Raw genomic sequence first — 18207 nt, forward strand, 5'->3', positions numbered from 1 at the left:
CACCTTTCACCAAATAGAAAAGCCTCTAAATTATAACAACATTTAGAGGCTTTTATCAATTAAACCGTTACTGTATTCATATAATGTTGAATTGATTCGAGTGCACGGTTTGCGTGTCTTTCAGCACGTTCTTGTTTCGAACGAATCCGTTCACCTAGCTCCGGGAATAACCCAAAGTTAACATTCATCGGCTGAAAATTCTTGCTGTCTGCTTCAGTAATGTAACGTGCCATGCTACCTAACGCTGTGTCCGCTGGGAACACTAGCAATTCTTCGCCCAACGCTAATTTCGCTGCATTGATTCCTGCTAGTAACCCACTTCCTGCAGATTCTACATACCCTTCGACTCCAGTCATTTGACCTGCGAAGAAGATATTGGCATCTGCTTTCAGCTGATACGTCGGTTTCAGTACGCGTGGTGAATTGATGAACGTGTTACGGTGCATCACACCATAACGCACAATTTCCACATTCTCTAAACCAGGAATTAATTTCAATACCTCTTTTTGAGGTCCCCATTTTAAATGCGTCTGGAATCCAACAATATTGTAAAGTGTTCCAGCAGCGTCGTCTTGACGAAGTTGAACGACCGCATACGGACGCTCGCCTGTTTTCGGATCTTCTAGTCCTACTGGTTTCATCGGACCAAACGTTAAGGTTTTTTCACCTCTAGCCGCCATCACTTCGACAGGCATACAGCCTTCAAAATAAATCTCTTTTTCAAATTCTTTCAGAGGCACAACTTCTGCTTCGACAAGCGCGGTGTGGAAACGTTTAAATTCTTCTTCTGTCATCGGACAGTTCAGGTAAGCCGCTTCGCCTTTATCGTAACGGGACTTCAAATAAACCTTATCCATATCAATACTGTCTTTTTCAACGATTGGCGCTGCTGCATCATAGAAGTATAAATATTCTTCGCCAGTCAAGCCACGTATTTTTTCAGCAAGCGCAGGAGATGTTAATGGGCCTGTCGCGATAATCGTAATGCCTTCTGGAATCTCTGTTACTTCTTCGTTGATTACTTCTACTAACGGATGGTTTTTTACTTTGTCAGTAACGGCCGCCGCAAATTCATGGCGATCCACCGCAAGTGCCCCTCCAGCCGGTACAGACGCACCGTCTGCTGATTCGATAATCACTGAATCCAGTTTACGCATTTCTTCTTTAATAACTCCAACTGCATTAGTTAAAGAGTTAGCACGTAGTGAATTGCTGCACACCAACTCGGCAAATTTGTCTGTATGATGGGCTGCTGTCTGTTTAACAGGGCGCATTTCGTATAAACGGACATTAATCCCGCGTTTTGCGATTTGCCACGCTGCTTCACTACCAGCTAATCCTGCCCCAATTACGTTTACATATTTCGTCATTTTTAAACACCTCTATAGTATTATTGAACTTCTTCTTTATAATCACAGCTTGTGCAATTGATTTGAACGCCTTTTTTCACTTTTTTCTCTACCAGCAACTCGTTACATTTCGGACATGGGCGTTCAATTGGTTTATCCCATGATACGAATTCACATTCTGGGTAACGTTCGCAGCCGTAGAATATCCGGCGCTTCTTACTTTTTCTTTCAACAATTTCGCCTTCTTTACATGTTGGGCATTTCACGCCAATATGCTTGACGATGGCTTTTGTATTTCGGCATTCAGGGAAATTGCTACAAGCCATGAACTTACCATAACGTCCCAATTTATAAACCATTGCCGAACCACACAGTTCGCAATCTTCACCAGCTGGTTCATCTTTAATCTGTACTTTTTCCATTTCATTTTCTGCCACTTCGACATTTTTTTCGAATTTCTGGTAAAAAGCATCGATAATGGTGCGCCATTCAATTTCGCCATCTTCCACTGTATCCAAATCATGCTCCATTTTAGCCGTAAATTCGATATTTAAAATGTCCGGGAAAAACTCGAGCACTAGCTGATGAACAATTTCACCTAACTCCGTTGGAATAAAGCGTTTAGCGTCTAATGTAACATAGCCGCGTTTTTGAATGGTATCCAAAGTTGGTGCATAAGTTGATGGACGTCCAATTCCTAGTTCTTCAAGTGCTCGTACTAAGCGAGCCTCTGTAAAACGCGGAGGTGGCTGCGTAAAATGCTGATTTGGTGTAACGTCGACCGCTTTCACGATATCGCCTTCAGCCATTTCCGGCAGTATATTATCTTTTTCTTCTTTTTGGTCATCGGTGCCTTCAATATAAAGCTTCATAAAACCGGGAAACTTAACCTGTGAACCATTTGCACGGAACACTGCTTCACCGTTTTGCAACTCTGCCATAACTGTATCTAGAACAGCCGATGACATTTGGCTCGCTACAAATCGATCCCAAATCAATTTATATAGACGGTAAAGATCACGTGATAAAATGCTCTTCATCGATTCTGGCGTTCTCATCACGCTTGTCGGTCGAACCGCTTCATGGGCGTCTTGTGATTTTGCTGACTGCTTAGCTGGCGCTTTTTGTGTTACGTATTCCTCGCCGTAGTTCTCGACGATAAAGTCCATTGTGTCTTTTTTTGCCGTATCCGAGATTCGGGTAGAGTCCGTTCTCATATACGTAATCAAACCCGTGATGCCTTCTTTCCCTACTGAAATACCTTCATACAGCTGTTGTGCAAGCATCATGGTCTTTTTAGCTCGGAAGTTTAATTTACGAGCAGCTTCTTGCTGAAGTGAAGAAGTTGTAAAAGAAGGCGAAGGGTTTCTTTTTCTTTCTTTTTTCACTACGCGATTTACGGTAAAGTTTTTTCCTGACATGGAAGACATGACCGCTTTAACGTCAGCCTCATTATGCAATTTCATTTTTTCTTTTGTGTTGCCATAAAATTGCGCTTCGAAGTTTTTCTTCGCTTTTTCGAACTGTCCAGTGATTGACCAGTATTCCTCTGGTTCGAAGCTCTTGATTTCATTTTCTCGATCGATAACTAAACGCAACGCGACAGATTGTACGCGTCCAGCTGATAAGCCTTTTTTTACTTTTTTCCAAAGTAATGGGCTGATGCTGTAGCCGACAAGTCGATCTAATATCCGTCGTGCTTGTTGCGCATCGACTAAGTCCATATCAATTTTACGCGGATGCTTAAATGATTCCTTGATCGCATCTTTGGTAATTTCATTAAAAACGACACGGCAATCTGAAGTTTGATCAATACCGAGTGCCGTCGCCAAATGCCATGCAATTGCTTCTCCTTCTCTGTCGGGGTCAGCCGCGAGAAAGACTTTTTTCGCTTTTTTCGCTTCTTTTTTAAGATCTTGTAAGATTGGTCCTTTACCTCTTATCGTAATATATCGAGGTTCATAATTGTTTTCCACGTCTACACCCATTTGACTCCGGGGCAAATCGCGTAAATGTCCAAGTGAAGCACGGACTTTATATTTCTTACCCAAATACCGTTCGATCGTCTTAGCCTTTGCAGGCGACTCAACAATCACTAAAAAATCCGCCATAACTATTTCCTCCTCATAGAGGTTTCTCAAAATGCTTAAAAGAATTACCTGTTGCAAAATGTATAACAGATTTTAGCTTAATGCAAGGCTTTTCATTTTTTTCATTGTTTTTCAGCTGTCATTTGTTGGTATTCTTCGAGTACTTGCCAGCCATTCCACACGGGTTTTGCGCCTTCTAAAATTAATTTGTGCGGTCCTTCAGATAATAGCGAACCAATATCTCCAGGAACTGCAAAAATATCTTTTCCGTGATCTAGCGCATGTTCAATTGTACTCAAAGTACCACTTTTCACTAGAGCTTCCGTTACAACAATTCCTTTAGACAATCCACTAATGATGCGATTTCTCATCGGAAAATTCCATTTTAAGGGTTTCATATAAGGGGGATACTCAGTCAAAACCAACTGTTTTTCTTCTATTATATCATTTAATGCGTTGTTTTCTTTTGGGTAAGGATGCAAAAAACCACTACCTGTAACAGCAATCGTTCGACCACCTAAGTCAATCGTTTTTTGATGGGCCATCGCATCTGCGCCTCTTGCTAGCCCACTGACAATAACAAAACCGCTTTCAACAAGCGGAGGTACGATTTTTTCAAGAGCTTTTTGTGTGTATGAAGAGGCTTTTCGGGAACCGATGATGGCTATTTTTTGAGAATTTGCGAGTAAAGCAATGTCTCCTTTCGCATAAAGTACAGCCGGTGGATCGATTAATTCAAATAAACTTTCGGGATAGAAAGGATGTTGATAAGACATGGGGAGGATCTTATATTTGTCGTAGGCTTCACGTAAGGGATATGTCAGGGATTGTCTGTAAGAGGCTTTTAGTTTGATTGCTTGTTCTAATTTAATGTTCAGTAGTGACATTAATTCATTTGGTGATTTTTGTTCAAGTGCTGATAAATCTGGATCATCCGCCAGTAGTGGCAGTAATTTGTTCAAGCTTTTTGGATATACGTAATGCAGCGCTAGTAACCGTTCTGTAAATTCTTTGTTCATGTTATTCCTCCTGTTCTTTTTTAAGGTAAAAATGCATATCTTCGCATGCACTTATAGTCCATATTAATAGGTTTTACACTTGCTGTAAATAAAGGAAAATGAATAGTAAAGTTTTGTACTAACCATATGACCGTTCGGACAGAATCCTTTTAATGGATTATCAAAAGCTAAGATAAAACAGTCAGTACTGTATCGGTTTTGATAAAATCAGGAATTCTATAATTAATTCAGTTGTTGCCAGTTTGCTTTCACCGGATTTTCACAATGCAAAAAAAGGCTCAAAATACTGATAACACAGCATTTTGAGCCTTCCTTATAGATCAATGAGTTTTACACTTGTCGTATAAACCTTTTTCTTTAATCACTTTGATCAACGTTTCTCCAATTACGGATGGAGTGTCTGCAACTTCGATTCCAGCTTCGTTCATTGCTTTGATTTTATCAGCAGCTGTTCCTTTACCGCCAGAAATAATCGCACCGGCATGGCCCATACGTTTTCCTTCAGGTGCAGTTTGCCCGCCGATAAATCCGACAACAGGTTTTGTCATATTCGCTTTAACCCACTCAGCAGCTTCTTCTTCAGCTGTTCCGCCGATTTCACCGATCATAACAACTGCGTACGTATCTTCATCTTCGTTGAATTCTTTCAACACATCGATAAAGTTTGTACCGTTTACAGGGTCTCCACCGATACCGACAGCTGTCGATTGGCCAATTCCCTCTTCAGACAATTGGTGAGTCGCTTCATACGTCAATGTACCTGAACGTGAAACAACGCCAACATGTCCTTTTTTGTGAATGTATCCAGGCATGATGCCGATTTTACATTCGTCCGGAGTAATAACGCCCGGGCAGTTTGGTCCAACAAGACGTGTTTTCTTGCCTTCCATGTAACGGTTCACTTTCACCATATCCAATACAGGAATGTGCTCAGTGATACAAATTGCCATGTCAAGTTCAGCTTCAACAGCCTCAAGAATTGCGTCTGCTGCGAAAGGTGCCGGTACGTAAATTACAGATACGTTAGCGCCTGTAGCTTTTACTGCTTCTTCAACAGTATTGAAGACAGGTACGCCTTCAGCTTCAGTTCCGCCTTTACCTGGTGTTACACCCGCAACGATTTTCGTTCCGTATTCAAGCATTTGCTTTGTATGGAAAAGGGCAGTTGACCCTGTAATTCCTTGTACAAGCACTTTTGTGTCTTTGTTAATGTATACACTCATTTTTGTCCCTGCCCTTCTTTAGCCTACAAGTTCTACGATCTGTTTAGCGCCGTCTGCCATTGTTCCAGCAGCTACGATATTAAGACCTGATTCATTAAGCAGTTTTTTACCGATTTCTACGTTTGTTCCTTCAAGACGGACTACTAATGGCACTTCAAGGCTTACTTCTTTGGCAGCTTGAATAACGCCTTCTGCAATGATGTCACACTTCATGATACCGCCAAAAATGTTAACGAAAATTCCTTTTACATTCTTATCTGAAAGAATGATTTTGAAAGCTTCCGTTACTTTTTCAGCGGTCGCACCGCCCCCAACGTCAAGGAAGTTAGCGGGTGTTCCGCCGTAATAGTTGATCGTGTCCATTGTTGCCATAGCAAGTCCGGCGCCGTTAACCATACAGCCGATGTTCCCATCTAAAGAAATGTAGCTTAAGTCATACTTAGAGGCTTCGATTTCTTTTGCATCTTCTTCGTCGAAATCGCGAAGTTCTACAATGTCTTTGTGGCGGTAAAGAGCGTTTTCATCGAAATCAAATTTCGCATCAAGCGCTAAAATATTGCCGTCGCCAGTTTCAACTAACGGGTTAATTTCAACGATAGATGCATCTTTTTCGATAAATACAGTGTATAGGCCAAGCATGAATTTCGCTGCTTTGTTTACAAGCTTTGGCGGAATATTCATGTTGAAAGCCATGCGGCGTGCCTGGAAACCAGTCAAACCGATTACTGGATCGATAACTTCTTTAAAGATTTTTTCAGGAGTGTTTTCAGAAACTTCTTCGATATCAACTCCGCCCTCTTCAGAGCCCATAAGAGTAACACGAGCAGTTTGGCGGTCAAGCACCAATCCGATGTAATACTCCTTCTTAATGTCAGATCCTTCTTCGATCAACAGGCGTTTAATTTCTTTGCCTTCTGGACCTGTCTGGTGAGTCACAAGAACTTTACCTAAAAGTTCTTTTGCATATGTACGGACTTCATCCAGATTTTTAGCGATTTTAACACCGCCAGCTTTGCCTCGTCCACCTGCGTGGATTTGCGCTTTAACCACGACAACATCCGTACTCAGTTCTTTCGCCGCTTTTACTGCTTCTTCCGGAGAAAAAGCAACAGTGCCGTAAGAAACTGCTACGCCGTATTGTCTGAGGAGTTCTTTTCCTTGATATTCATGGATATTCATCTGTCATCCTCCAATCAAACATCTTTATCGTAATTTTATTGCCTTTACCATTGTATTAAAGTTGTCACAAAAAGTCCACCGTTGTTCGTTATTCCGACAAAACTTCATCTATTTAAAACAGTGAATTTTTTGTCAAAAGAGATTTTATCGGTTCGAATGTTGATCGGTGAATTTTACATGGACCATATTTTTCAAGCGCTGCGATATGATCTTTCGTGCCATAACCGGAATGTTTTTCAAATCCGTACTGTGGATATTGAAGAGCGTATTCCGCCATAAGGGCATCTCTTCCTGTTTTCGCTAAAATAGAAGCTGCTGCAATGCTTAAGCTCTTAGCATCACCTTTGATGATGGATTCACAAGGCATTGGCAGTTTGAGCATCATCGCATCCGCCAGTACGATATGAGGAGAAGGGGAAAGCGCCAGTGCTGCTTGGGTCATCGAGCTTTTCGTTGCCTGATAAATATTAAGCCGATCAATTTCTTCAGGGGACTGGACATGAACCGAATAGCTAATGGCAATCGTTTTAATAATTTCTGCAAACTGATCGCGCTTAACTTTACTCAACTGCTTAGAATCATCTAAACCCACAAGGCTCGAGCAGTCCTCAGGCAAAATGACGGCAGCTGTTACCACAGGACCAGCTAGCGGACCTCTTCCGGCTTCATCAATTCCTGCCACTAAATCAGCTTTGGATTTTCTGAATACATCGTCGAATACTAATTTAGAATTATGATTTTCCAACAATTTTTTTCGATGCATTTGCTTGCGTAGCCAAGATGCTAATAAAGTTTGAACACTTTTACGCGTGTCCTTTTCAAGCTCCTCCATCCACGGTTGCCATTCCGTTATGCCATTCAATTTTTCTTTTATTTCCGTAGTTGTTTGCATCGATTCAACTTCTCTCGCCATTTAATTTTTTCTAAATTATTCATGCTGTTTCACTACACCGTCGCTTTTTCAATTCCAATGCTACGGTTAAAGCCACAACGCTTGTGTCACTTATCAAAAAAGCTGTTCCTCAAAATCGAGGAACAGCCGGTAATCGAATAGAGGAAACCCTCACTCTTCTTCAATCATTTCATCTCTATAATCGAACGTTACTTTGCCCAAATGCTGGTTCCGAATATCGCGAACAATTATTTCAGCGGTTGTTTCATAGTCGATTTCGCCATGCTGATCTAAACAACGACGCTTTTTTCCGATATGATCAAAGGTATTGACGATTTCTTCATCCACATGGTCAATTCCGTAACGCTCCATCATGCGTTCTGGATAGCGTTCTGCTAGAAATTTCAGAGAATAAATAGCCAGTTCCTGCATTTGAATAACTGAATCTTTGATTGCTCCCGTAACGGCCAGTTTCAATCCAGTCTCAGGATCTTCAAACTTCGGCCATAAAATACCCGGTGTATCCAATAGTTCAATTTCTTTCCCGACTTTAATCCACTGCTGAGCTTTCGTAACACCTGGCATATTTCCAGTTTTCGCTAAGCTTTTTTTCGATAAACGGTTGATGAGTGTCGATTTACCGACATTTGGAATTCCAACAATCATCGCTCGAATGGCACGAGGCTTAATACCTTTTGAAATCATCCGATCCCATTTTTCTTCAAGTATTTCTTTTGATGCTTTCGTAACTAATTGCAACCCTCTGCCTTCAAGCGAGTTGATGGCAACTGCACGAGTACCTTGATCTTCGAAATAACGAATCCATTTTTTCGTTTCAACTTCATCGGCCATGTCCATTTTGTTCAAGATAATAAGACGTGGTTTTTGCTGAATCACTTGATCGATCATTGGATTTCGTGAAGATAAAGGCAATCTGGCATCCACAAGTTCGAAAATAATATCCACTAACTTTAGTTTTTCAGTAACTTGTCTTCGCGCTTTCGCCATGTGTCCAGGAAACCATTGTATCGTCATAAAACCACTCCTTATTTTACAATTCCCGCTTCAGCCAATGGCCAGAAAACAAAATTCGTGTCCCCGATCACTTCATCGGTCGAGACCAATCCAATATGGCGGCTATCTTTGCTTGCACGGCGATTATCCCCCATCACAAAGATAGATCCTTCAGGTATGGTACTTTGTCCTTCGGTAACATCTTCTAAGACAAAATCTTCTGTCAGTGTACCGGTAATTCCTTGCTTATAAATGTCTAGATAAGGTTCTTCTACTGCTTCTCCATTTATATATAATTGGTCATCTTCATAGGCAATGTGATCACCTGGCAAACCGATTATACGCTTAATATAATCTTTTTGTTCAGGGGCATGAAAAACGATAATATCGAAACGGTCAGGTTCCCCAACTGAATAACCAATCTTGTTGACAATCATGCGATCTCCGTGCTCTAAAGTCGGCATCATTGACTCTCCATCTACTACAATCGGTGTGAATAAAAAGAAACGGATAATTGCTGCCAAACCGAAGGCGATCAACAGAGCTTTGGACCATTCCCACATTTCATTTTTCTTCTTCACTTCAGTCTCCATGCGCGTTCCTCCCCAAACTTACTGTTTTAATTGTACAAGGAATTAAACTTTTTAGCAAAAAGAAAGAGGGCGCAAGCGCCCTCTTTCATTAATACAAGCTTATCGAATTTCTTTGATACGAGCTGCTTTACCGCGTAGGTCACGCAAGTAATACAATTTAGCACGACGAACTTTACCACGACGGGTAACTTCAAGTTGTGCAATTTTTGGTGTGTGTACAGGGAATGTACGCTCAACACCAACACCGTAAGAGATTTTGCGAACAGTGAATGACTCACTGATTCCGCCTCCGCGACGGCCAATTACGACTCCTTCGTATACCTGAATACGTTCGCGTGTACCCTCAACAACTTTAACGTGGACGCGAACAGTGTCTCCAGGACGGAACGTTGGAAGATCCGTACGAATTTGTTCTTTAGTGATTTCTGTAATAATGTTTTGCATTATTTTTCTCTCCTTCTACAGATGTTCTTACACCAAATCAGCTGTTGCAGCGGAACATCGTGATCCTGTACTTCACATAAAAGTACAGTGTCCATAATACCACTGATAACCTGACAGCGCAAGAGCAAGCTGCACTCTATTTTCATTTCTTTAATTGGGCGATTATTTTTTTCTGTTTGTCATCCAACTCGATGTGTTCGAGCAGATCTGGCCGTCTTTCAAGCGTCCGTTTTAAGGTTTGTTCTTCGCGCCATTGATCAACTTTACCGTGATTACCGGAAGTTAAGACATCTGGTACTTTCCAGCCTCTGAAATCGGCAGGACGGGTGTATTGCGGGTGCTCTAGAAGTCCTGTAGAGAATGAGTCGCGAATTGGCGAATCGGCGTTACCTAGCACCCCAGGAAGCAGTCTAACGACACTATCAATGACCGTCATGGCTGCAAGTTCTCCTCCGGTTAGCACAAAGTCTCCAATTGAAATTTCATCTGTGACCAAATGTTCTCGAATTCGTTCATCATAGCCCTCGTAATGTCCGCAAATAAATACTAGTTCCTGTTCGTTTGCTAACTCTTCAGCTTTTTGCTGCGTAAAGCGCTCACCTTGTGGACACATTAAAATAACGCGTGGTTTGCTGTTTGGCGCGAGACTTTCAACCGCATTGAAAATCGGTTCTGGTTTTAGAACCATTCCTGCTCCGCCACCAAATGGGTAATCATCAACTTGGCGTTTGTTATCGGCAAATTCACGAATGTCCACAACGTTTAAACTAACTGCATTTTTATCCTGCGCTTTTTTCATAATTGAATGTTGAAAGACCCCTTCAAACATCGGCGGAAATAACGATAGAACATTTATGTTCATCAAGACAATAACCCTTCTATTACTTCGATCACGACTTTCTTTTGGTCAATATCAATTTCTTGGACGATTTCTTCAGTGTAAGGAATATAATGCTTCTTCCCCGACTCAGGTGTAACTTCCCAAACGTCGTTGGCACCAGTTTCCAAAATTTCACTGATCTTTCCGAGTTCTTGCCCTTCGGTTGAAAACACTGTGCACCCCAAAATTTCATGATGGTAATACGCATTATCTTCTAGTTCAGTCAAATCATGTTCAGAAATTCGCAAATAAGATTCTTTAAACGGCTCTACGTCATTGATATATGGATAACCCTCAAAAGTTAGTAACTCAAAGTTTTTATGTCGGCGCTGACTGGCGATTTTTACCATGATTGGTTTTTTTGCATCCGGCATGAAAAGCCCGAGCTTCGTCCCAACTGCAAAGCGTTCTTCTGGAAAATCCGTACGCGATAAAACACGTACTTCGCCACGAATTCCGTGTGTATTGACAATCTTTCCTACATTAAACCATTGCATAAGCAAACATCCTTTCACTTTTATTTTTCTGAAAAAAAAAGAAGGAACCTGGGCTCCTTCTTCTTAATCAACAATATCGAGATACGTTTTTTTCTTATGATAACCACCTGCTGCTGAGTACACAATTGAACGAACAGCTTTCGCTACACGCCCCTGCTTCCCGATCACTTTCCCTGTATCCTCTGGATGCACAGAAAGCTTGTAGACAATTCGGCTTGCGTTTTCGTCAGTAACGACGCGAACTTCTTCCGGATAATCAACTAACGGTTTGACAATGCTCTCAATCAGCTGCCTCATAAAAAACTCTCCCTTATTTGTTTAGTTTTTCGTTATGGAATTTCTCCATAATGCCTTTTTGAGAAAACAAGTTACGTACAGTATCAGATGGTTTTGCACCATCATGAAGCCATTTCAATACTTGCTCTTCGTCGATCTTAACTTCAGCTGGAACTGTCAGTGGGTTGTAAGTACCTACTGTCTGGATTTGACGGCCGTCACGTGGAGCACGTGAGTCAGCTACTACAATACGGTAAAAAGGAGATTTTTTAGCTCCCATACGTTTCAAGCGAATTTTTACTGCCATTTCTTAAAGCACCTCCGAATAGTTTCACACAAGATATTATATTAGCAAGCTTTAAATAGTTTGTAAAGTATTTTTTCTTAACACCTTGAAATTTTTACTTGAAAAGTGAGTCTAGGCCCGGCATTCCCATTTTTTTTCTTCCTTTTTTCGTGTTCATACCAGACATTTGCTTCATCATTTTCTTCATGTCTTCAAACTGTTTTAGCAGTCTGTTGACATCTTGAATATTGGTCCCCGACCCTTTAGCAATTCGTTTTTTTCGATTGGCATTAATGATTTCGGGAGTGGTTTTCTCTTTTTTTGTCATCGAATAGATAATCGCTTCTACGCGATCCATTTGGCCTTCATCGACTTTTGCGTTTTCTAACCCTTTGATTTTATTGGCACCTGGCAACATTTTCAGTATCTCGTCCAATGGTCCCATTTGTTTGACTTGTGTCATTTGTTCAAGAAAATCATCAAAAGTAAAAGTAGAAGTTCTGAACTTTTCTTCTAACTCTTTTGCTTTTACTTCATCAACATTTGACTGCGCCTTTTCAATGAGCGACAGCATATCGCCCATGCCAAGTATTCGTGACGCCATACGTTCGGGGTGGAAAGCTTCAAGCGCATCCATTTTTTCACCCATCCCGACAAATTTAATCGGTTTTTGAGTGACAGAACGAATGGATAATGCCGCACCGCCTCGTGTATCACCATCAAGCTTCGTTAAAACGACGCCAGTGATGCCAATGGCTGCATCAAAATTTTGAGCCACGTTGACAGCATCTTGCCCTGTCATAGAATCGACGACCAAGAAAATTTCATCTGGCTCTTTAAGCGCACGAATATCTTTCAATTCCTGCATCAACGCCTCATCGACATGCAAACGCCCTGCTGTATCAATAATGACCGTATCCAAATGCTCTGCCTTCGCATGTTCAATTGCCTGACGCGCAATTTCCACAGGAGACATGTCTGTCCCTTTAGAAAAAACCGGAAGCGATAACTGCTTACCAATCGTCTCTAACTGCTGAATCGCGGCCGGACGATAAACATCGGCCGCTACGAGTAGCGGTTTACGATTGTGTTTTCTGCGCAACAAATTAGCGAGTTTTCCCGTGGTTGTCGTTTTACCGGCACCTTGCAAACCAACCATCATAATGACGGTCGGTTGTTTTGTAGAAAACTCGATTTTCCGCTCTTCGCCACCCATCAATTCTGTCAGTTCATCTTTAACGATTTTAACGACTTGTTGTCCTGGTGTTAGGCTGTCCATGACATCTTGTCCAATCGCTCGTTCACTGATTTTCTTGACGAATTCTTTCACTACTTTTAAGTTGACATCCGCTTCGATCAAGGCGAAACGAACTTCACGCATCATTTCCTTAACGTCTGCTTCGTTGACTTTACCTTTACCTTTTATCTTAGTCATCGTCCCTTGCAGGCGTTCGGATAAACCTTCAAATGCCATTCTTTCCGCCTCCTAATCCCATTCCTTTAGTTCGCCCAAAAATTGCTGGACGCGCTCTTCTGTGAATGGCTGTTTTTCAAATGACGAAACCAGTTGCTGACGTTTCTGAAACTTTTCAAATAGCTGCAACTTGCGTTCATATTCTTCTAGCATTGCTTCTGTCCGGCGAATGTTATCGTAAACTGCCTGACGGGTGATATGGTATTCTTCGGCAATTTCGCCCAGTGAATGGTCGTCTAAATAGTACAGCATCATATAGCTACGCTGTTTTGGCGTCAGTAACTCCTGATAGAAATCAAACAAATAGTTCATACGTGTTGTTTTTTCTAGTCCCATCATTGACGCTCACCCCATTCATTCTAATGCTTAGAATACTGAAAATCGACAAAGCTGTCAAGTAATTTTACTTGTCTGCTTTAGCATCTTCCAATTCTTGCTCTTTATCCAATCCTTCAGCAAACAAGCCGTAAACGTATTTTTGCGCATCGAAAGGTTGCAGGTCATCTAGTTTTTCACCAAGGCCTACAAATTTCACAGGAATTTTTAATTTATTGCGAATCGCCAAGACAATTCCGCCTTTTGCTGTCCCATCTAGTTTTGTTAGCACAATGCCTGTAACATCGGTAACTTCTTTGAATGTCTGCGCCTGGAGCATAGCATTTTGACCAGTCGTAGCATCAAGTGCCAGTAATACTTCATGAGGCGCACCGGGAATTTCACGCGAAATAACACGATGAACTTTTTGCAGTTCGTTCATCAAATTGACTTTGTTTTGCAGACGTCCTGCCGTATCGCAAATAAGCACGTCCACTCCGCGGGATTTAGCGGAACGTACAGCGTCATACATAACCGCTGCCGGGTCTGACCCTTCACTTTGTTTAATCACATCTACGCCAACTCGCTTGCCCCAGACATCCAATTGCTCGATTGCACCGGCACGGAATGTATCACCTGCCGCAAGCATAACGGTCTTGCCTTCATTTTTGAAACGATGAGCGAGTTTTCCGATAGTGGTAGTTTTGCCAACACCGTTAACTCCAACCATCAAAATGACCGTCAATCCTTCAACAAAATTGATTTCATTGATTTCTGCTTCACCAGCTTCATAGATTTCCACCAGTTTTTCCGAAATAACGGATTGGACATTTGACGTATCTTTTACGTTTTTCCGTTGCACTTCAAAACGCAAGTCGTCCATTAACTCAATAACCGTTTCGAAACCGACATCCGCTTGCAACAAAATTTCTTCTAGTTCCTCAAAAAAGTCTTCATCGACTTTTCGGTATTTCGCTACCAAATCATTGATTTTTGATGTAAAACCAATACGGGTTTTGGCTAATCCTTCTTTGTATTTTTCAGTTGATTCTTCAGCTTCAGTATTGCCAGCAAATTTATCTTTTAGTTTTTTGAAGAAACTCATGTGTATCCACTCCTTTTTCAGGTTTTTTCTTCGAGCCTGACCGAAACCAGTTTCGATATCCCAGATTCTTGCATGGTGATGCCATATAAAACGTCGGCACCTTCCATTGTCCCTTTACGATGTGTAATGACGATAAACTGCGTATCTTCGCTGAATTTCTTCAGGTATTGACTGTAACGCACGACATTCGATTCATCAAGCGCCGCCTCGACTTCATCAAGCACACAGAAGGGTACAGGACGCACATTCAAAATCGCAAATAATAAAGCGATCGCTGTAAGTGCACGTTCTCCACCAGATAGCAAACTCAAATTTTGCAACTTTTTACCAGGTGGCTGAGCAATAATCTCTACACCTGTTCTCAACATATCTTGCGGATCTGTCAATACTAAGTCAGCAGAGCCCCCACCAAACAACTCTTTAAAGACCCGTTGGAACTGCTTGCGAATGGCATGAAAAGTATCGTCAAAACGACTAGTCATTTCTCCGTCCATTTCCCGAATTAATGTTCGCAATGTTTCTTTCGCTTCGTTTAAATCGTTACGTTGCTCTGTTAAAAAGGCATGGCGGTCAGAGACATGTTCAAATTCTTCGATTGCACCAATATGGACAGGCCCTAATTCTTCAATAGATTGTTTCAGCAATTTAACTTTTCTACGAACAACGGCTTCTTCATCAATCATTTCAAACTGTTTTGCTTGCTCTAGTGTCAGCTGATAATTGGTGTCAAGCTGGGTAATAAAACTTTGAATTTGAACTTCTAACCGTGTTGATTTGACTTCATAAATTCGAATCGCTTCCACATAGCCTTTATAAATACGTTGGTGTTCTTTTAAATCTTCTTCCAAACCAGTTAAGGTATCTTGCTGTCCTAAGCGTTGTTTTTTTGTCTGCTCAACCGTTTGCAACATGTGCATTTTTTTCGTTGACCAGGTCTCAATTTCTTGCAGAATTTCCTTGTCTGAATACACTTTTACTGCTTCTTCTGACTGAATCCATTGCAACTCTTTTTGATTTTCTTGCAGTTTGTAATTGCTTTTCTCGAGTCGCTCAAAAAGCTCCGCTTCACTCACTGTTAATTGATTGAGGCGTTCTTTTGTTACAGCATCTAACGACTTTTGTTCTGCTAATTTCTCCAAAACTTGATCACGTGCTGATTGGTTTTGCTGCTTAAACAGCGTGAGTTCGTCAATTTCCACGGTAATAGCAGCCAATTCTTTTACGATGCTCTCACGGCGTATAGATGCTACTTCTTTTCGTCCAGTAATGGCTGTCAAATCATATTCTTTGTTTTTTTGTTCTGCTTCAAAAAGATGGAAACGCTCTAACGTTGTCTTTAAAACAGCTTCAATTTCACGAAGAATGGTCGAACTTTCCGCTTCTGAATCCCGGTATTTCTCCCCTTCATTTTTCAAGGCTTGAATGGATTCCTCTGCCACCTTCACTTCTGCCTGTTCTTTGATTACTGTTTTTTCAGCGTTTATGATGGTCTCTTTTAACTCTGCTGATTGCACAAGCAATTGCTCAAGTTCAGCTTTTCGCGTGAAGAATGAAGCTTGGGTTTTGTTAGAACCGCCTGTCATCGATCCACCGGCGTTCACGATATCGCCATCTAAGGTTACGACACGGAAGCGATTGCCGGTTGCTTTAGCAATCGCTGTCGCGCCTTTCAAGTCTTCAGCGATAATGACATTGCCTACTAAATTTTCAATAATCATCGCATACTGTGCATCGTAATCGATTAATTCGCATGCCATATTCACATAGGCTGGGTGCTCCCGCACAGTAGCCAATGTATGTTCTGGGATCTTCCGCGATTTCATGACAGTCATTGGTAAGAAAGTAGAACGTCCCGCCCTCTTTTTACGAAGAAAATCAATGGCTTCTCTAGCATGCTGCTCGTTTTCTGTAACAATGTGCTGACTTGAAGCACCTAATGCCGTTTCAATGGCCTTAGCATAAGTTTTCTCTACTTGCGCAATTTCAGCAACTGCTCCTCTAATGCCTGCTAGCTGGCCTTTTTCACGTGCCATTAATACTTCACGGACACCTTGAAAAAACCCTGAGAAATCGGCTTCAAGTTCCTGTAAGGTACCAACGCGAGCCGCAAGCTGTTTTTCAGACTGATAGGCTTGAAACAGCATCGCTTGCTTTTGATCAAATGATTGCTTTTGCAGTTGATAAGAAGCTTCCGCGTTTTTATATTGCTGACGCTTGTCTTCTAACAAGGTACGAATGTCTGCAACATTTTTTTCTGCATACGTTTTTTGGCTTTTCAATTTCGATAGTTCCAACTCAAAGTCAGCCCGTTGCGAAGTAATTCGTCCGGTTGATTCTGACAGTTGTTGTTCTTGCAAACCAATATTTTTAAGCTCGTTTTTGACTGTTGCCTGCTCGTTCATCAAATCGATATAGACCGACTTGCAATTTTCAATTTCGTTGTCGATATCGGCCGGAGTTCGGTTCAACTGCTCTTCAAGTTGTTTAATCGTCGTCCGTATTTTTTGACGCTGTATTTTGCGTTCTTCTAATAACACCAACTGCTCATTGTGTTTTTTCTGAAGCAAAACATTTTCTAGTTTTTCCGCATCTAAATTACTTTGTAATTGCTGCGCTTGGCGATGAGCATTGCTTTTTTTCTCGGACATCAACAGTTTGCGTCCTTGCCATTTCTCCGTTTCGGCACTCGCTTCAACTAAAGCATTTTGCGCTTGATCTATTTTGCGATCCAACTCTGCGAGCGCTTGACGAATTTCAGCGACTGCACGCTCTTTCGTCGTAATTTCTGCAGCTATTTGCTGCTCTTTTTCTGAATGAACTGCTGCTTCTTGCGCTAGTTGATTGAGTTCCTGCTCCAAGTTGCTGGCATCATGAGCCAACAAGGCGATATCGGCATCTTTTAATTGTTCGTTCATATCCAAAAAATCGCGTGCAGTGGAGGCTTGAATTTGAAGCGGCTCCATACGACCATCCAATTCATGTAAAATATCCAATACACGATTAAGGTTTTCATCGGTTTCATTTAGTTTCATTTCAGCTTTTTTCTTCCGCTGCTTGTATTTCAACACACCTGCAGCTTCTTCAAATATAGATCGACGTTCTTCTGCTTTTGAATTCAGAATTTCATCTACTCGTCCCTGCGAAATAATGGAAAAGGCTTCTTTACCCAATCCAGAATCCATAAACAAGTCTGTAATATCTTTCAATCGACAATTTTGCTTATTCAGCAAATAGGCACTTTCACCACTGCGAAAAACCCTTCTCGTTACGCTGACTTCGCTGTAATCGAGAGGGACACGCCCGTCCGTATTATCTAAAATCAACGTAACTTCTGCAAAATTTAACGGTTTTCTTGAATCACTGCCAGCAAAAATAACGTCCTCCATTTTTGCACCGCGTAGTGATTTTGCTGATTGTTCTCCGAGCACCCAACGGATAGCATCGGTAACATTGCTTTTGCCGCTACCATTTGGTCCGACAACGGCGGTTACTCCAGGTACAAAGTCGATGCCGATACGATCAGCAAATGATTTGAACCCCATGATTTCCAATCTCTTCAAAAACATTACGA

17 protein-coding genes are annotated in these 18207 nt (G+C 41.5%); all 17 read right to left on the reverse strand.

What is annotated here, in order from left to right; genetic code table 11:
- Positions 1-59: 59 nt before the first annotated feature.
- Positions 60-1370: an FADH(2)-oxidizing methylenetetrahydrofolate--tRNA-(uracil(54)-C(5))-methyltransferase TrmFO gene (gene trmFO / locus FQ085_RS01070; RefSeq protein ID WP_149455734.1), complete on the reverse strand. Its 1311-nt coding sequence runs from the start codon at positions 1368-1370 to the stop codon at positions 60-62.
- A 20-nt stretch (positions 1371-1390) separates the two neighbouring features.
- Positions 1391-3460 carry a type I DNA topoisomerase gene (gene topA / locus FQ085_RS01075; protein ID WP_071153648.1) on the reverse strand — a complete coding sequence of 690 codons (2070 nt, stop codon included), beginning with the start codon at positions 3458-3460 and terminating at the stop codon, positions 1391-1393.
- A gap of 101 nt (positions 3461-3561) precedes the next feature.
- Complete coding sequence (gene dprA / locus FQ085_RS01080; protein WP_149455735.1) at positions 3562-4458, reverse strand: DNA-processing protein DprA; 897 nt, start codon at positions 4456-4458, stop codon at positions 3562-3564.
- 320 nt (positions 4459-4778) lie between these two features.
- The gene (sucD, locus tag FQ085_RS01085) at positions 4779-5681 is read right to left on the reverse strand and encodes a succinate--CoA ligase subunit alpha (RefSeq protein WP_008430844.1); all 903 of its coding nucleotides are present in this window, start codon (positions 5679-5681) and stop codon (positions 4779-4781) included.
- Between the two features lie 18 nt (positions 5682-5699).
- Entirely contained in the window at positions 5700-6860 is a 1161-nt protein-coding gene (gene sucC / locus FQ085_RS01090) for an ADP-forming succinate--CoA ligase subunit beta (protein WP_149455736.1), read from the reverse strand.
- A 112-nt stretch (positions 6861-6972) separates the two neighbouring features.
- The gene (locus FQ085_RS01095; RefSeq protein ID WP_149455737.1) at positions 6973-7752 is read right to left on the reverse strand and encodes a ribonuclease HII; all 780 of its coding nucleotides are present in this window, start codon (positions 7750-7752) and stop codon (positions 6973-6975) included.
- Between the two features lie 171 nt (positions 7753-7923).
- The gene (gene ylqF / locus FQ085_RS01100) at positions 7924-8787 is read right to left on the reverse strand and encodes a ribosome biogenesis GTPase YlqF (protein WP_058384932.1); all 864 of its coding nucleotides are present in this window, start codon (positions 8785-8787) and stop codon (positions 7924-7926) included.
- Positions 8788-8798: 11 nt separating this feature from the next.
- Positions 8799-9359 carry a signal peptidase I gene (gene lepB / locus FQ085_RS01105; RefSeq protein ID WP_058384931.1) on the reverse strand — a complete coding sequence of 187 codons (561 nt, stop codon included), beginning with the start codon at positions 9357-9359 and terminating at the stop codon, positions 8799-8801.
- Positions 9360-9458: 99 nt separating this feature from the next.
- A complete protein-coding gene (gene rplS / locus FQ085_RS01110) occupies positions 9459-9803 on the reverse strand; it encodes a 50S ribosomal protein L19 (RefSeq protein ID WP_058384930.1) in 345 nt (114 codons plus the stop codon).
- 142 nt (positions 9804-9945) lie between these two features.
- On the reverse strand, positions 9946-10665 hold the full coding sequence (trmD, locus tag FQ085_RS01115; protein WP_149456131.1) for a tRNA (guanosine(37)-N1)-methyltransferase TrmD: 720 nt from the start codon (positions 10663-10665) through the stop codon (positions 9946-9948).
- Positions 10665-11180 carry a ribosome maturation factor RimM gene (rimM, locus tag FQ085_RS01120; RefSeq protein WP_058384929.1) on the reverse strand — a complete coding sequence of 172 codons (516 nt, stop codon included), beginning with the start codon at positions 11178-11180 and terminating at the stop codon, positions 10665-10667. Before rimM ends, trmD begins: the two co-directional genes overlap by 1 nt.
- Before the next feature lie 63 nt (positions 11181-11243).
- Positions 11244-11477: a KH domain-containing protein gene (locus FQ085_RS01125; RefSeq protein WP_058384928.1), complete on the reverse strand. Its 234-nt coding sequence runs from the start codon at positions 11475-11477 to the stop codon at positions 11244-11246.
- A 13-nt stretch (positions 11478-11490) separates the two neighbouring features.
- Positions 11491-11763, reverse strand: a complete 273-nt coding sequence (gene rpsP / locus FQ085_RS01130) for a 30S ribosomal protein S16 (RefSeq protein ID WP_008497962.1) — start codon at positions 11761-11763, stop codon at positions 11491-11493.
- 94 nt (positions 11764-11857) lie between these two features.
- Complete coding sequence (gene ffh, locus FQ085_RS01135; RefSeq protein ID WP_058384927.1) at positions 11858-13216, reverse strand: signal recognition particle protein; 1359 nt, start codon at positions 13214-13216, stop codon at positions 11858-11860.
- Between the two features lie 12 nt (positions 13217-13228).
- Positions 13229-13552 (reverse strand): putative DNA-binding protein, encoded by a 324-nt coding sequence (locus tag FQ085_RS01140; RefSeq protein ID WP_058386872.1) that lies wholly within the window; start codon positions 13550-13552, stop codon positions 13229-13231.
- 67 nt (positions 13553-13619) lie between these two features.
- Positions 13620-14636 (reverse strand): signal recognition particle-docking protein FtsY, encoded by a 1017-nt coding sequence (gene ftsY, locus FQ085_RS01145; RefSeq protein ID WP_058384926.1) that lies wholly within the window; start codon positions 14634-14636, stop codon positions 13620-13622.
- Positions 14637-14653: 17 nt separating this feature from the next.
- A complete protein-coding gene (gene smc / locus FQ085_RS01150; protein ID WP_149455738.1) occupies positions 14654-18202 on the reverse strand; it encodes a chromosome segregation protein SMC in 3549 nt (1182 codons plus the stop codon).
- Between the last annotated feature and the right edge of the window lie 5 nt (positions 18203-18207).

The organism is Planococcus sp. ANT_H30 (assembly GCF_008369335.1).
GTDB classification, from domain to species: Bacteria; Bacillota; Bacilli; order Bacillales_A; family Planococcaceae; genus Planococcus; species Planococcus kocurii.

What these genes read in the sequence shown, in the direction of transcription:
- ftsY (WP_058384926.1), bottom strand. Translation starts at nt 14,636, where the DNA reads ATGAGTTTCTTCAAAAAACTAAAAGATAAATTTGCTGGCAATACTGAA.
- trmD (WP_149456131.1), bottom strand. Translation starts at nt 10,665, where the DNA reads ATGAACATAAATGTTCTATCGTTATTTCCGCCGATGTTTGAAGGGGTC.
- sucC (WP_149455736.1), bottom strand. Translation starts at nt 6,860, where the DNA reads ATGAATATCCATGAATATCAAGGAAAAGAACTCCTCAGACAATACGGC.
- dprA (WP_149455735.1), bottom strand. Translation starts at nt 4,458, where the DNA reads ATGAACAAAGAATTTACAGAACGGTTACTAGCGCTGCATTACGTATAT.
- trmFO (WP_149455734.1), bottom strand. Translation starts at nt 1,370, where the DNA reads ATGACGAAATATGTAAACGTAATTGGGGCAGGATTAGCTGGTAGTGAA.
- rimM (WP_058384929.1), bottom strand. Translation starts at nt 11,180, where the DNA reads ATGCAATGGTTTAATGTAGGAAAGATTGTCAATACACACGGAATTCGT.
- ffh (WP_058384927.1), bottom strand. Translation starts at nt 13,216, where the DNA reads ATGGCATTTGAAGGTTTATCCGAACGCCTGCAAGGGACGATGACTAAG.
- ylqF (WP_058384932.1), bottom strand. Translation starts at nt 8,787, where the DNA reads ATGACGATACAATGGTTTCCTGGACACATGGCGAAAGCGCGAAGACAA.
- lepB (WP_058384931.1), bottom strand. Translation starts at nt 9,359, where the DNA reads ATGGAGACTGAAGTGAAGAAGAAAAATGAAATGTGGGAATGGTCCAAA.
- topA (WP_071153648.1), bottom strand. Translation starts at nt 3,460, where the DNA reads ATGGCGGATTTTTTAGTGATTGTTGAGTCGCCTGCAAAGGCTAAGACG.
- rplS (WP_058384930.1), bottom strand. Translation starts at nt 9,803, where the DNA reads ATGCAAAACATTATTACAGAAATCACTAAAGAACAAATTCGTACGGAT.
- FQ085_RS01140 (WP_058386872.1), bottom strand. Translation starts at nt 13,552, where the DNA reads ATGGGACTAGAAAAAACAACACGTATGAACTATTTGTTTGATTTCTAT.
- FQ085_RS01095 (WP_149455737.1), bottom strand. Translation starts at nt 7,752, where the DNA reads ATGCAAACAACTACGGAAATAAAAGAAAAATTGAATGGCATAACGGAA.
- rpsP (WP_008497962.1), bottom strand. Translation starts at nt 11,763, where the DNA reads ATGGCAGTAAAAATTCGCTTGAAACGTATGGGAGCTAAAAAATCTCCT.
- smc (WP_149455738.1), bottom strand. Translation starts at nt 18,202, where the DNA reads ATGTTTTTGAAGAGATTGGAAATCATGGGGTTCAAATCATTTGCTGAT.
- sucD (WP_008430844.1), bottom strand. Translation starts at nt 5,681, where the DNA reads ATGAGTGTATACATTAACAAAGACACAAAAGTGCTTGTACAAGGAATT.
- FQ085_RS01125 (WP_058384928.1), bottom strand. Translation starts at nt 11,477, where the DNA reads ATGAGGCAGCTGATTGAGAGCATTGTCAAACCGTTAGTTGATTATCCG.